The 12,654-nt window shown below is 62.2% G+C and carries 19 protein-coding genes and 1 tRNA gene; 11 read left to right on the forward strand and 9 right to left on the reverse strand.

The genetic code is table 11. The features are described 5' to 3' along the window. The first annotated feature begins 519 nt into the window (after nucleotides 1-519). The gene (locus BRA1417_RS0122715; protein ID WP_027517791.1) at nucleotides 520-717 is read left to right on the forward strand and encodes a hypothetical protein; all 198 of its coding nucleotides are present in this window, start codon (nucleotides 520-522) and stop codon (nucleotides 715-717) included. Here BRA1417_RS0122715 and BRA1417_RS46045 read toward each other — a convergent pair. Continuing rightward, on the reverse strand, nucleotides 714-839 hold the full coding sequence (locus BRA1417_RS46045; protein ID WP_106943514.1) for a hypothetical protein: 126 nt from the start codon (nucleotides 837-839) through the stop codon (nucleotides 714-716). The two genes, BRA1417_RS0122715 and BRA1417_RS46045, sit on opposite strands and share 4 nt — an antisense overlap. Nucleotides 840-916: 77 nt before the next feature. After that, the gene (locus BRA1417_RS0122720; RefSeq protein ID WP_027517792.1) at nucleotides 917-1,147 is read right to left on the reverse strand and encodes a hypothetical protein; all 231 of its coding nucleotides are present in this window, start codon (nucleotides 1,145-1,147) and stop codon (nucleotides 917-919) included. A gap of 281 nt (nucleotides 1,148-1,428) precedes the next feature. Here BRA1417_RS0122720 and BRA1417_RS0122725 point away from each other — a divergent pair, with 281 nt between their 5' ends. Beyond that, nucleotides 1,429-1,722, forward strand: a complete 294-nt coding sequence (locus BRA1417_RS0122725; protein WP_027517793.1) for a hypothetical protein — start codon at nucleotides 1,429-1,431, stop codon at nucleotides 1,720-1,722. A gap of 67 nt (nucleotides 1,723-1,789) precedes the next feature. On the opposite strand, the gene BRA1417_RS44910 is transcribed toward BRA1417_RS0122725, so the two are convergent. Further along, nucleotides 1,790-1,954 (reverse strand): hypothetical protein, encoded by a 165-nt coding sequence (locus BRA1417_RS44910; RefSeq protein ID WP_007610153.1) that lies wholly within the window; start codon nucleotides 1,952-1,954, stop codon nucleotides 1,790-1,792. A gap of 291 nt (nucleotides 1,955-2,245) precedes the next feature. Here BRA1417_RS44910 and BRA1417_RS0122735 point away from each other — a divergent pair, with 291 nt between their 5' ends. From BRA1417_RS0122735 to BRA1417_RS0122750, 4 genes are all read left to right on the forward strand, one after another. Further along, on the forward strand, nucleotides 2,246-3,007 hold the full coding sequence (locus BRA1417_RS0122735) for an NAD-dependent protein deacetylase (protein ID WP_027517794.1): 762 nt from the start codon (nucleotides 2,246-2,248) through the stop codon (nucleotides 3,005-3,007). Nucleotides 3,008-3,205: 198 nt separating this feature from the next. After that, the gene (locus BRA1417_RS0122740; RefSeq protein ID WP_027517795.1) at nucleotides 3,206-3,838 is read left to right on the forward strand and encodes a cold-shock protein; all 633 of its coding nucleotides are present in this window, start codon (nucleotides 3,206-3,208) and stop codon (nucleotides 3,836-3,838) included. 111 nt (nucleotides 3,839-3,949) lie between these two features. Further along, a complete protein-coding gene (locus tag BRA1417_RS0122745; protein ID WP_027517796.1) occupies nucleotides 3,950-4,435 on the forward strand; it encodes a DUF192 domain-containing protein in 486 nt (161 codons plus the stop codon). A 126-nt stretch (nucleotides 4,436-4,561) separates the two neighbouring features. Further along, nucleotides 4,562-4,638 (forward strand) — tRNA-Pro (locus BRA1417_RS0122750). Between the two features lie 76 nt (nucleotides 4,639-4,714). Here BRA1417_RS0122750 and BRA1417_RS40685 read toward each other — a convergent pair. The 3 genes from BRA1417_RS40685 to BRA1417_RS0122765 form a co-directional block, all read right to left on the reverse strand. Next, nucleotides 4,715-5,068: a hypothetical protein gene (locus tag BRA1417_RS40685; protein ID WP_035968732.1), complete on the reverse strand. Its 354-nt coding sequence runs from the start codon at nucleotides 5,066-5,068 to the stop codon at nucleotides 4,715-4,717. A 50-nt stretch (nucleotides 5,069-5,118) separates the two neighbouring features. Beyond that, nucleotides 5,119-6,564, reverse strand: coding sequence for a hypothetical protein (locus BRA1417_RS40690; protein ID WP_156948857.1), 1,446 nt, complete (start codon nucleotides 6,562-6,564; stop codon nucleotides 5,119-5,121). Between the two features lie 138 nt (nucleotides 6,565-6,702). Further along, nucleotides 6,703-6,936: a hypothetical protein gene (locus BRA1417_RS0122765; RefSeq protein WP_156948858.1), complete on the reverse strand. Its 234-nt coding sequence runs from the start codon at nucleotides 6,934-6,936 to the stop codon at nucleotides 6,703-6,705. Nucleotides 6,937-7,294: 358 nt separating this feature from the next. On the opposite strand from BRA1417_RS0122765, the gene BRA1417_RS44915 reads away from it, so the two are divergent. Beyond that, nucleotides 7,295-7,498, forward strand: a complete 204-nt coding sequence (locus tag BRA1417_RS44915; protein ID WP_198034852.1) for a hypothetical protein — start codon at nucleotides 7,295-7,297, stop codon at nucleotides 7,496-7,498. A 201-nt stretch (nucleotides 7,499-7,699) separates the two neighbouring features. Next, nucleotides 7,700-7,894: a hypothetical protein gene (locus BRA1417_RS0122775; RefSeq protein ID WP_027517798.1), complete on the forward strand. Its 195-nt coding sequence runs from the start codon at nucleotides 7,700-7,702 to the stop codon at nucleotides 7,892-7,894. Between the two features lie 12 nt (nucleotides 7,895-7,906). Here the strand turns inward: BRA1417_RS0122775 and BRA1417_RS0122780 are convergent, their stop codons facing one another. Both BRA1417_RS0122780 and BRA1417_RS0122785 read right to left on the reverse strand, forming a co-directional pair. After that, nucleotides 7,907-8,332 carry a hypothetical protein gene (locus tag BRA1417_RS0122780; protein WP_027517799.1) on the reverse strand — a complete coding sequence of 142 codons (426 nt, stop codon included), beginning with the start codon at nucleotides 8,330-8,332 and terminating at the stop codon, nucleotides 7,907-7,909. A 171-nt stretch (nucleotides 8,333-8,503) separates the two neighbouring features. Next, nucleotides 8,504-9,673, reverse strand: coding sequence for an OpgC domain-containing protein (locus BRA1417_RS0122785; RefSeq protein WP_027517800.1), 1,170 nt, complete (start codon nucleotides 9,671-9,673; stop codon nucleotides 8,504-8,506). A 253-nt stretch (nucleotides 9,674-9,926) separates the two neighbouring features. On the opposite strand from BRA1417_RS0122785, the gene BRA1417_RS0122790 reads away from it, so the two are divergent. From BRA1417_RS0122790 to BRA1417_RS40695, 3 genes are all read left to right on the forward strand, one after another. After that, nucleotides 9,927-10,232 carry an ETC complex I subunit gene (locus BRA1417_RS0122790; protein WP_007591346.1) on the forward strand — a complete coding sequence of 102 codons (306 nt, stop codon included), beginning with the start codon at nucleotides 9,927-9,929 and terminating at the stop codon, nucleotides 10,230-10,232. Between the two features lie 196 nt (nucleotides 10,233-10,428). Then, nucleotides 10,429-10,914: an Lrp/AsnC family transcriptional regulator gene (locus BRA1417_RS0122795; RefSeq protein WP_007591345.1), complete on the forward strand. Its 486-nt coding sequence runs from the start codon at nucleotides 10,429-10,431 to the stop codon at nucleotides 10,912-10,914. A 269-nt stretch (nucleotides 10,915-11,183) separates the two neighbouring features. Continuing rightward, nucleotides 11,184-11,423 (forward strand): DUF3551 domain-containing protein, encoded by a 240-nt coding sequence (locus BRA1417_RS40695; protein ID WP_051448363.1) that lies wholly within the window; start codon nucleotides 11,184-11,186, stop codon nucleotides 11,421-11,423. A gap of 133 nt (nucleotides 11,424-11,556) precedes the next feature. Here BRA1417_RS40695 and BRA1417_RS0122805 read toward each other — a convergent pair whose 3' ends face one another. Continuing rightward, the gene (locus BRA1417_RS0122805) at nucleotides 11,557-12,585 is read right to left on the reverse strand and encodes an AraC family transcriptional regulator (protein ID WP_027517801.1); all 1,029 of its coding nucleotides are present in this window, start codon (nucleotides 12,583-12,585) and stop codon (nucleotides 11,557-11,559) included. Nucleotides 12,586-12,654 lie beyond the last annotated feature (69 nt).

The raw sequence follows: 12,654 nt of genomic DNA on the forward strand, positions 1-12,654 counted from the left end.
CAGGCGAGGGAGACGCGACATGGATGCGTGCTGGTTTCTCGAGATGTTTGCCGAGATCGCAAAAGTGTTTTGGTACGACCGGCACCCGCGCTTGCGCAAAGGCAGGCCGTCGGTTCCGCAGGTGCCACCGCGATCGAAATCCGAAGACGCGATGTGAGCGCGCGAGCGTCGGTGACTGCGCTCGTTTGCGTACAAACGAAGTGTTAAGACTTGCTTCGCATCGATTTCTGCGATTCCGATTCGTTCTTCGAGAACGAAAGGCAGGTGAAGCTGGAACAAAGCCGAACGGATCGCCACAAGCTCCGGCTTCGAGTTTGAAGCGGCTCGCCGAGCTCTGAAGACGCTTCCTCAACTCCTAACGGAAGATTGCCGCGAAGCCGATAACCCTATTCGGTTAGGTTAAAAGCCCAATCGCGTTGCGCTTGCCGCTGCTTGGGGTAGGTGTGTCTGGCGACGTCTGGAAACGACTTTGCCAACAAGCGACTTTGGCCAACAAGCAATTTTGTCAAGAACGAATTCATGACACCTTTTTCAGGACCGAGCTTTTATCAGGGCGACCGCCACACCTACCGGCGCGTCGCCATCGTCGGCACGCTCTTCTGTCTGGCTTTCGTGGTGATCAGCGTCTCGCTGCGGCCGCAGCTGGAGGACACGCGTGTCGCGGTCAAGGCCGACAGGCTGATGCGCACAGCGGGCCAGCCACCGCACACGAATTAACGGTCGTCGCCGGAGATCTGATGGTCGGCGCAATTCCCTGGGCACGCGGTGCCATGTGAGGCGAGCGCCACGAAACCGGCATAACCGGATAGGTTGAGCAGGACTTCGAGCCAAACGGGCATGTCGGCCTCTTTTCTCCTTGAAGGATACGGCAACGTGTGCGCGAAGCGCATGTTCCCGGACAAGACGGACCGGCGCCTCAAAGCGGGGTGGAGGGGTCGAGCCGCCGGCCGAGGGCGCCTACGGACTCGCTCGACGGCTGTTCCTTAAGGAACTCGGCAATGGCCCGCGCCAACTCGCCGTCGCTCATCGGCGTCGGCGGCGGGCGCAGCGTGCCGACACCGAAACTGCGGACGATCTCGTCGTAATGCTGATCGCCGGATCTAGGAACCAGCCTGCGGATACGGGCCAGCAATTTGGATATCGGCACTTTATCCTCCTAGGCGCTCCCCGCTGGCAGCAATTGTGCTGCGTTGCCAATTTGCTGTTCGTGAAACTGAAAACCCCGCCAGCATCGGTGATGCTGACGGGGTCTTCGTGCTGTTGCCTCAACCGGACGGCGGAGGCGTCCGCACTTGAACAAACAATTCGCGCAACGCGCGCCTGTTCCATGCCTGGCGGATTTAATCCGAGCTCGGTTCCACAGCCTTGTGCGCAACCATCGCAATGCGCCGGCGTTGTCTATGCGAGATACGAAGGAGGAGACTCATGATGAGGAAGACACTGGCAGTTCTGGCTACCGTTGCGGCCGTCGGCGTGACCGCGGTGGCGGCGCCTTCGCCTGCCGAGGCGCGCGGCCGCGGCATCGGTCCGGGCCTCGCATTCGGCCTCGCCGCCGGCGCCATCACTGCGGGCGCCGTCGCCGCGTCCCATCCTTATGGCTACGGCTACGGCCCGGGGTATGGCTACTATGGCGGCCCAGCCTATGCTTATGGCCCCGGTCCGTACGCCTATTACGGCGATGGACCGTATTATCGCCGCCACCATTATTACCGTCACTGGTAACGGCTGACCAAATGAAAAGCCCGGAGCAACGCTCCGGGCTTTTTTCATGCTCGGTGATCTGGTGTTGTTACGGCCAGAGCGAGGGCCGCTCCACCTTGCGCGCGTTGTCGAGCGTCGACACGAAATACTCGTCACGCTCGCGCTTGAATTTTTCCTGGGTGGCACGGAAGGCGGCGACACGGGCGGCGATCTCTTCGCGTTCGCGGATTTTACGTTGTTCGTCCTCGGTCATTTCAAATCCCCTCTGCACGTGAGTATGTATCCTACTGAACTCAAGCACTGCCGCCGCAATCACGTTGAGTCGCGTCAACACATGCATTGGCGCTTCTGATTGGGGCGTCAATGGGGAGGAGGCATTGCAGGATTGTGATAAGCGAGGGGCGGAAAAAATTGCCGACCACGTCGTGCGCCGCAGTGGATAACCGCGTCAACAATCTTGTCGCTTGCGCATGTTGCAGCTAGCGCAAAAACAAATCAGCAAAACCGATCGGCCAAGACAATCGGCAAAGCAAAGGGAGGCCGCGTGATTGCATCGGATCTTCGCAGCGGCGTCGAGCGTCTCGGCGACATGATCGCCGAAGCCAAACGGATCGTGCCGTTCACCGGCGCCGGCATCTCGACCGAATGCGGTATCCCCGACTTCCGTTCGCCGGGCGGAATTTGGACGCGCAACCGCCCGATCCCATTCGACGAGTTCGTCGCCAGCCAGGAGGCGCGCGACGAATCCTGGCGCCGGCGCTTCGCGATGGAGGAGGTGTTTGCGGCGGCCAGGCCCGGCCGCGGCCATCGCGCGCTCGCCTCGCTCTACCGTGCGGGCAAGGTTCCCGCGATTATCACCCAGAACATCGACAATCTTCACCAGGCCTCCGGCGTCGCGAGCGACCACGTGATCGAACTTCACGGCAACACCACGTATGCGCGCTGCATCGGATGCGGTCAGGCCTATCCGCTCGATTGGGTCAAGCGCCGCTTCGACGAGGAGGGCGCCGCGCCCAACTGTACCGTGTGCGACGAGCCGGTGAAGACCGCCACGATCTCCTTCGGCCAGACGATGCCCGAGGACGAGATGCAGCGCGCGACCGCGCTGTCGCAAGCCTGCGACCTCTTCATCGCGATCGGTTCCTCGCTGGTGGTATGGCCTGCCGCGGGCTTTCCGATGATGGCGAAGGAATCAGGTGCGCGCCTGGTGATCGTCAATCGCGAGCCGACCGAGCAGGACGACATCGCCCACCTCGTAATCCGCCACGACATCGGCGAAACGCTCGGGCCCTTTGTCGGTAATTGAGGCAGCAATTTGATTCGCGGCTGTGCAAGCTGTTCATAGGTTCCGCCGAATCTCTTTTTTGTCTATGCGTCGCAACCGGGAGTGTTATCTTTTGAGTCGAAAGATTCGCGTCGCGTCGAGTTGAGAAGATTCTCTAAAGACGCGTGATTCGGCGCCGCCATTCAGGCGGGTTGCATGGCATGTGTGGGGTCCGGGGTTATGGGGTCGTCGGACGGATTTGAGTCCAAGAAGGTCGGAGTTCCCGCGGTGGGCGAACACGGCGGTGACGCTCGCGACAGCGCGCTCAGTCCCTTCACCGGACTTGGTGAGAGCAGCGCCAACCTCGTCGAGGTTCACGGCGTCATCAAATGGTTCGACGCCTCAAAGGGCTACGGCTTCATCGTTCCCGACAATGGCTGGCCCGACGTGCTCCTGCACGTTACCGTGCTTAGGCGCGACGGCTTCCAGACCGCCTACGAGGGCGCGCGTATCGTCGTCGAGTGCATCCAGCGCGCCAAGGGCTACCAGGCGTTCCGCGTGGTCTCGATGGACGAATCGACCGCGATCCATCCAGCGCAGATGCTGCCGCCGCGCACCCATGTCACGGTGACCGCGACCAGCGGGCTGGAGCGGGCCCAGGTCAAATGGTTCAACCGGCTGCGCGGTTTCGGCTTCCTGACCTGCGGCGAGGGCACGCCCGACATCTTCGTGCACATGGAGACGCTACGCCGCTTCGGCATGACCGAGTTGCGGCCCGGCCAGTATGTCCTGGTCCGCTTCGGGCCCGGCTCCAAGGGCATGATGGCGGCCGAGATCCATCCCGAGACGGGATCGCCGGTCTCGTCCCACTAATTACCTTCCCGCGATCGTGAGCAGAGGCGCGCTGGCTGGCCGGCGCGCCTCTGGCTTTTCCGGCGACCGCCACGTAAGGACTGGTCCAGTCCCACGCCTCGAGAGCCATCCATGAATTTCGATCGAAAGGCCGTCTTCGCCGTTGCGAAGGGCTGGCTTGCCGCCATCCTCGTCATCGCCGGGTGTGCCGTCGCGAGCGCACCCGTCCGCGCCGCCAGCTTCCAGCCGCTCGAGATCGTCACCAGGAACGGCGTGCAGGTGTTCTCGGTCGAGATCGCGACGACCGAGGAGGAGAAGCAGACCGGCCTGATGTACCGCAAGGAACTGGCGGACGGCAAAGGCATGCTGTTCGACTTCAATCCCGAGCAGGAGGTGTCGATGTGGATGAAGAACACCTACGTCTCGCTAGACATGATCTTCATTCGCGCCGACGGCCGCATCCTGCGCATCGCCGAAAATACCGAGCCGATGTCGACAAAGATCATCTCGTCCAGGGGGCCCGCGCGGGCCGTTCTGGAGGTGGTGGCGGGGACGGCGCAGAAATATGGCATCCGCGCCGGGGATCGCGTCGGCCACCCGCTGTTCGGCAGCAAGTAGGCGGGCAAGGGGCTATTGCCAGGGCCATTGCCCCGTCCTGGCGGCGTTTTTGAATGCTTGCCGGTGCCCCTGCGAAGGCTTGCTGGCGCTTTGGGAAGCGTGTATCGACGGGGCTCGCCGGACATTCGGGGTATAGCGCAGCCTGGTAGCGCGGCAGTTTTGGGTACTGCAGGTCGTTGGTTCGAATCCAGCTGCCCCGACCAGCTTTTTCAAGTGCTTATGGCAGAAAAGCAGCGTCTTTCCTTCCGAGAACTTCTGATTGGGACGATCATGGGAAGGTCAAGTGCATAGCTGCTGCGCGCGCTGGCCGGCGGCGCTGTAGCGGCGGGCCTTCTCGAGCAGCGCGGCTCCTTCTAAGGGCAGGGCGCTCTCCTCCGCCATATCCCGGCACAGTCGCTCCATGCGCGTGAGATCGTCGATTTCGTACTGATGCTGCCCCATGCGGCCGATCAGACCTCCCGTCGTGGAGCGGCCGTCAAGAGCGGTTCGCTCGGTTGAGATGCGTCGAAGCATCCTGATGATCTGCCGGAGGTCGTGCGCATATTCCTCGATGATGCGTCGAGCCTCTGCAGTGGGAGCATGCTCGGGCTTAAGGACCTCTTTATGTGAACCGAGCTCGTCAGGCGTGCTCATCGCCAAGACTTCGCCGGAGAACCATTGTGCTTGTTGCGATTTATTGGCGGTTACTCCTCGACGCCAAAATACGAGGCCGGCGTCAAATACCACAGCAGGAACAGTACGGCCGCGCCGTTGGTCAGCAGCATGGTCGTAAAGGGCACGCTCATGAAGCCTTGCAGCGCCACGCCAGCCGAGAGAATGACGTATCTCTGCGGCCAGTGCCGCGACATGCCGTTTGCGAGAGCGATCACCATCCCGCACAGCAACGCAGACAACGGCGCCAGGACAGGACCCAGTGAGGCGATTCCCTCGGTTGCGAACGCGGAGGCATTGAGCGAGCCGAAACCATACTCGCGCGCAAGGGTCTCGGCGAGAGGGATCTCGTAAGGGCAGGTCAGGAAGGGCTTGAGCCAGGAGACCTGGCAAAAGTAGGTCAGCGGATGGTGCGCGAAAAAGTCATTGTAGACATCCAGCGAGATCGCCGGAACAGCAAGCATGCGGAAGTTAATCACGCCGAACACGAGATTCACGTGGGGGTCGTCTCCGAACCCGAGGCCCCTGGGCACCATCGTCGCCAATCCCACCAGCAGAGGCAGCAGCAGAGAAAGCACAATGGCGATCCGTTCCTCCGTAACGCGGAACAGCACGAACAGGAAGATCAACCAGGGCGGCGCGAACAGCGCCAGTTTCATCAGGCTGACAGGATAGAACCCCATCAGCAACAGAGCTGCGATTGCCGCAGCCACCCAGCGGCCGCGCGCCGCGAACATTGCGAACGCATAGGGTAGTAACGCCCCGACCACGATGCCGCAGCCGTAGCGCAGCCATTTCGGCATTTCAGCGCCGGTGCCTCGATACTCGTAGATGTCGGCGAGTGCGACGATGCGGTAATTGTAAGTTGAAGCCACCGCCAGGATCAGCCCGCTCGCAAGCATGAGGACGGCCAGAAGCCTTCCCACGGCTCGGTCCGACAATCGTGGCGGCTGCGGTAGTCGAACGGGCAGCCGCACTGCGGGTAAAGCGAACGCGAGCGCGGAGAGAACGATCGAAAGCGTCGCGAGGTCCCTGTCGTAATCAAAGCTTGAAAATGGTACCAGCCAAGAAAACCCGGCCGCGACGGTAAGCAGATAGAAGCTCAACGCAGTTCCGAAGCTCGCCCGGCCGAACGCGACGATCAAAAACAAGCCTAAGGACGGCAACACGCTGACGCTCGCGCGCACCAGCGTGTGCGGATCGAACCGAATGATCGGCAGATAGGAATAGTAATGCTGCACCAGCACGAGCGAAACGCAACACGCAAGGCCGTGGAGTAGCAAAAGCATGACAAGCACGAGTCGCCAATGCGGCGGTGCAACCGCGACGAAGGCATCGAAATCGGTGAACCTGACGACGCGGCCCTCACGCACCGAATAGATGGCGCCATCAGGCTCGAAACGGTACGCCTGCCCGTTGAAGTACCCGTGGGGCTCAAAATCAGCCACAGAGACGGACGAAATTGCAGCTGGCTCCATTCACGTCCCCAAATCGCCCTTGTCTGGCAGAATTGCGGCAAAATCCACAATACACCAGAGCCGAGGCCGTTCAATAAAAGCAAAAAGACCCGCCAGCATGAACCGGCGGGCCCGTTCTCGTTAACGCTCGACCGTCGGCTATGCGCCATCAGCTGCTGCCGGTCGCGTGGGCTCGACGACGCCGCCTCTTGACGCCCCCCGTACCTCGCCGTGCGACCGAGCGCAATAATCCTTCTTGTAGCGATCCTGCATCTGCTCCATCTGCCGCACCGCGAACATCAGATGCTCCTCGGCCTCATCTGTCATTACCAAGACGACGATCTTCGACATCCAAACGCAGTCACAAATCGCCGGCTCCAGATCGCGATCCAAGCGAGCGCAGCTCCAGCCGAGCATGGCTATCCCGGCGAAGCCGACACGGTGCGTTCCGTGCCGATGCCCGGAGCCGCCAAAGCCTTCCTAACCCTGGCTCATCCCTTGCGCAACGCGACTTCCGCGCGATTTTTCAAGGCATTGGGTGGGTCGGACGGCGCGGAAATCGTAAAACTTTGTCGAACCTTTGGTCATCGCCATAGACATATAGGTGTTGGGGGATTTCAGCGCCCAATGCCTAACGGACGCCGCCAAGCGATGATATTCCGCTTGCGCGGCGTTGCGCTTTTCCGACCATCAGTTCGTCGCGTACCAGCCGAATGGAAACGGCAGGAACGGCCAACCCAGCTGATTGTCGTTGGCAACGTTCGGTAGTTCCTGCGCCGGCTTCTTTGCGAGCAGCGCAGGCGATGTTGATCGCAGTGCCAAGCGCAAACATGCACATTGCAAATTCATCGTGGTGGCCCCCGCCCATCAATCGTTTTCAAAAATTCGCGTCAGCCTGGAAATCACCGCGCGTCCTCAAAACGACGCGCTCATCCTCAAATCGCACACAGTCTAGGAAAATCGGCGACCGCTTTCAACCGGTCTTGCCGCGCGCTCACAGGAAGTAAGGTTGATCGGTTAGGTTAAGGGCGAGCGGTTGTTGCGGCCGCCTTTGTGACTGTTATCAGATCGGTCCGGCTCGCGATGGGCTGCCTGAATTCGTGCTCACACGACATCACAGTTCGTCGCAGTGCTCGTATCCTGTGAGTTCTGCATCATGTCTTTCGATCGCAACGTCCGAACCGTCGGTCCGCAGGCGACCTGGACCGAGATCTGGCACCTCTGGACCGTGTTCGTGCCGCGTCGCTCGATCAACGGGCAGCTGGTTTACGGCAAGGTCTGGCGTCGCCACGACGGCCGCGACTGGATCTACAAGAAATTCACCGAGTTCGACGGCGAAGTCGCGGCCTAGCAGCCACGCCCCTTAACCCGAATGCCGTTCGCCCGCGGCCGATCCCGGCGTCTGCACGCGCGGTAGCGGCAATTTGAAGTGACGCTTCGCGTAAGCGACGATTTCGTTGTCGGAGGGATGATCGGCCGCTTCCACCGCGGCAATCCGCTTGGCGATGTCGGGCGCGTGTGCGCGAATGTGGCTGGCAAGCTCCGTCTTCCCACTCGCCGGCCCGATGATCAGGATTTCGCCGGCATCGGCGAGGGCTTTGGTCACTTCGGCGAAGAACGCCTTGTCGGGCGCGGCATGGCCGCTGCCGATCGCGTTGGCCTTGTGATGAAGATGACGCGTCGCCAGCTGCGGATGCAGCGTGATTTCGTCCGAGCCGCTCAGGCCGAGATGGAAGATCCGGGCCTGCGAATGGTCGATCCATACCACGGCGTGAAAATGAGAGGGCATGTGTTTGGCCTTGTCCGAGGGAGAGGCCGCAGACGTCGCTGCGGCGGGGTGCGTCGCGGCGACATTAGGCCGGCCGGCGCCGCCCTTGGTTGAGGCAGGTCAATCCGATCCCGGGCAAGCGGGCAACGGTCCGGGGACTGAACTGAGCCTGGAGGACCAGGCGTCTCCGGCTCAGCCTGCCTTTGCGGCCGCAGGCTTGGGCGGGGGCGGCTTCAGCGGCTTGTCCTGCCTCTTCGACCAGGAGATGTAATAGGCCACGGTCGTCATGATCGCGATGCCGGCGACGCTGACGAAGATTTGCGCGAACAGCGAGCCCGAGCTCATCGACAGCTCGAAATGACCGACGAAGGACAGGAACACGCCGACGCAGAACACGGCGAGCGACTGCTGACCGCACACGATGATGGGGTCGAACCCTTTCCATTCCAGGCCTGGCCAGTCCTTCGGCACGAAGCGGATCACCAGGATCACGATCACGACGAAGTGGATGAAGCGGTAGGGCGCGAGGTTGGTCTTGTCATTCGGGTTGAATGCCGAGAACAGCCATTCCGGGAACATGCCGCCGAGGGTCGGGAAACGGCCAGCCATGGTCATGACCAGCGCGAACAGCATGTAACCGAGACAGAGCCAGAGCGTGACCGGCGCATTGATCAGCGCCATCGAGCGCCGCGCGCCCCCCATGGCGCACCAGGCGCCGAACACGAACAGCACCTGCCAGCAATAGGGGTTGAAGTACCATTGTCCGGCCGGATAGGCGTTCAGGTTCAAGCCGAAATGACGCGCGGTCAGCCACAGGACGATGGACAATGCCATCGTCAGGTCCGGCTTGCGCAGCATGAACCAGAGCACGGGCGGAAACAGCCCCATCAGCACGATGTAGAGTGGCAGCACGTCGAGATTGAGTGGCTTGAAGCGCAGGAACAGGCCCTGGCGCAGCGTCTCGGTGGCATTGTCGACCAGGCCGGCGACGTTGAACTCGTTGATCATCTCGGAATCGCCGAAGCGCAGCGCCAGATAGCTGATCGAGGCGATGTAGATCACGAACAGGATGATGTGGGCGACGTAGAGCTGCCAGACCCGCTTGGTCAGCCTGGTGGCGCCGACCAGGAAGCCGCGCTCGAGCATCATCCGTGCATAGACGAAGGAGGCCGTGTAGCCGGAGATGAAGACGAACAGATCGGCGGCGTCGGAAAAGCCGTAATTGCGGGTGGTGATCCAATTCACCACGTTGTCGGGGATATGGTCGAGGAAGATCGCCCAGTTCGCAATGCCGCGAAACAGGTCGAGCCTGAGGTCACGGCCCTTCTCGGGGAGCGTGGCGTTGATGTTCAGGAAGGACATGCGACGGGAGCTTTCGGAGGGGACGGACAGGGAGAGGTCAACGAAGCAGGGCCGCCGGGCGAGGCGCGGAAGGCGGGTACGCAATTGTCACGATGCAGCATAATGATTATACCCGTCGGCGAGGCATCCCGGGGGCCGGAATCACCGATCAGTTCCCAAAAGGTGTCTCTATACTATGCCCGCGGTTTCCACCAACTGCTACCGTGACGCATCGAAATCGAACGAAAAGACGAACAAGAGGCCCGGACCATCCATGACCGCACGCATTTTCAAGCCCGCCAAGAACGCGATGCAATCCGGCCGGTCCAAGACCAAGGAATGGCAGCTGGACTATGAGCCCGAGCAGCCGCGCGCGGTCGAGCCGCTGATGGGCTGGACCTCGTCCGGCGACATGAAGCAGCAGATCACGTTGCACTTCCACAGCAAGGAAGAGGCGGTCGCCTATTGCGAGCGCAAGGGCATCGCCTACCAGGTGATCGAGCCGAAGGAATCAGTGCGCCGTCCGGTCGCCTATGCGGACAATTTTTCATTCCGCCGCGGTGAGCCCTGGACGCATTGAGGGCGGGCCACGCGTCGAGACTCTCGCCATGCCCGGGCTTGCCCCGGGCACCCACGTTTTAGCCCCCCGTAAGAGCCTGCGGCTGGCCGGAATAAGCTCGGGCAACCACGGCGGGTTCTTCCATCGTCCTGCCCTTGGCAGCCATTCCGCCCCGTGCTTCGCTGCCACGCAAGACAGGCTCATGACGAGGTGGGGTATGGCCGGACGTGACCAGCTCGACGGCGTCGATCTGAAAATACTCTCCGAGTTGCAGCAGGACGGGCGGGTTCGCAACAACGAGCTGGCGCTGCGCGTCGGGGTGTCCGGGCCCAACTGCGTGAGGCGGTTGAAATCCCTGTTCAGCCGCGGCGTGATCCGAGCGGTGCGCGCCGTCATCGACGAGCGGCTGCTCGGCTACGAGGTGGTGTCGTTCGTCTCGATCCAGCTCGGCAGCCAGGCCCAGCCGGTGCTGGCGGCCTTCGAGAGCTCGATTGCCGCGATCCCGCGCATCCAGCAGTGCTGGCGGATATCGGGCGACACCGACTATCTTCTCAAATGCGTGGCGCCGAGCGTCGAGAGCATGCGCCAGCAGCTCCTGCATTTCGCCGCGATGCCGAACGTGAAGAACGTCCGCAGCTTCCCGGTGCTGGGCGTGGCGAAGGACGTGCCGCTGCCGTTGCAGGAGATCGCGGCGGCAGGATAGTTCGGTAGCGAGAAGTCCAAAACGTGCTCGCACACGACATCCATAATCCGAAGGCGCCGGGGTAATTCCCTTACCGCGATACAGGTTCGGATAAGGCCGATGAAAAGGTAAGTAAATCACCTAACCCTGACATGTGATTTGCGAAGTCCTGCAATGCGCCGAAGCGTGATTGCCGGTTCCTGGTGTCCGCCTACATGCGAGGTGTGAACCTCAGCCTGCGTCGCATGCCGAGGCCTCTTTTGTGGGACCCTGAAGCAGGAAAAGACAACATGACCTCGATCTCGAAGACGTTCGTCGCATCCGCGGCGACGCTGTTTGCATCTGCGTTTCTCATGATGACCGCGCCGGCGGCCCAGGCAGAAGACTACTGCATCACCAACGGCGCCCAGGCTGCGCATGGCTGCGGCTACCCGACGATGGAGGCCTGCCGGGCCGCGGCCGGCGGCATCGGCGGCTCGTGCTCCCAGAGCGGCGGCGCGAAGACGTCGACCGACGCGCTGGCCTTCTAGCCGAAGCAGACGCAGTCGCGCACCAAGCTTCGCCCGGGCGGGCAGACCAACTCGAACTGATCGAGACCGGTTTCGAAATATTGCGGCCTCCGAGTTCGATCCCGGAGGCCGCAACAGCATCACAGCCCGCGCGTCAGCGATACCTGCCGCGAAACTCGCGTGGTGAGGCGCCGGCCCAGGTGCGGAAGGCGCGGGAAAAGCTCTTCTCGTTGCGGAAGCCGGCGATCTCCGCGATCCGTTTGATCGGGCTGCGACCGCGCATCAGCTCCTGCTTCGCGAGTTCGAATTTTGCCTCTTCCTTGAGATCGCGCAGCGAGGTCGCTTCCTCGCGCAGGCGCCGATGCATGGTGCGAGTGGAGAGTGCCAGCTCGCTTGCGACATCCTCGGCTCCGAGACTGCGTCCGCGCGCGTTGCGGAGCACGCGGCGAACGCGCTCGACCAGCAGCCGGTCGCGCCGATAGGGCAATACGGTCAGCCGCAGCGCGCCTTTGAGCATGTTGTCGAGGTCCGCCGCGCTGCGGGTGAGCGGCAGCGACAGGTAATGCTTGTCGAAGGTGATGGAAGCACGGTCCGCATCGAAGCGGATGTTTCGGCAAAAGATGGTCGGATAGACCGAGACATGGCCGGGCTCGGGGTGCGGAAATTCCGCTGCGCGTAGCGCGATCCTGGAATCCACAGCCCAGCAGGAAAAGCCCAGGACATAGCGGAGCAGGGTGACCAGGCAGAATTCGCGTAGAGGTCCGAGGTCGGCCAATTCGCGGATGGACACGACCGCGGTCTCCTCGCCGACCGCGAGATCGAGCAGCACGTCCTCGGTCAGAAGGCGGTGGTGCCGGCACCAGCGCTTGAGCGCGACCCCCAGCGTCGGGGCGGTGATCGAGGCGCGGCACAGCATGCCGTAAGTGCCGAAGGGCAGCCGCCGCGAGAACCAGCCGAGCGCCTCGTCGTCGAGCTCGCGCATGGCATGGCCCGCCAGCGCCTCGAACTGGCCGGCCGTGACCCGCCCCTCCGGAGAATTGACAAGGTCTGGCGTTACCTGACCCCGGCTCAGCGCCTCGGTCGGATCGCGGCCGTAGCGTTCGTAAGCGGCAACGACGCCGCGGACGAAGGCGGCAGGGGTCACGGCACGGCGCGGGATCGCGGTTGCGACCTGAAAAGGCATGGGACATCCTCCGGGAAAATCCTCGCCAAGTTTGGCGGAAAATGCAACCTTTTCGACGGCAGAAGGGCC

It is taken from the genome of Bradyrhizobium sp. WSM1417 (genome assembly GCF_000515415.1).
Classification (GTDB): domain Bacteria; phylum Pseudomonadota; class Alphaproteobacteria; order Rhizobiales; family Xanthobacteraceae; genus Bradyrhizobium.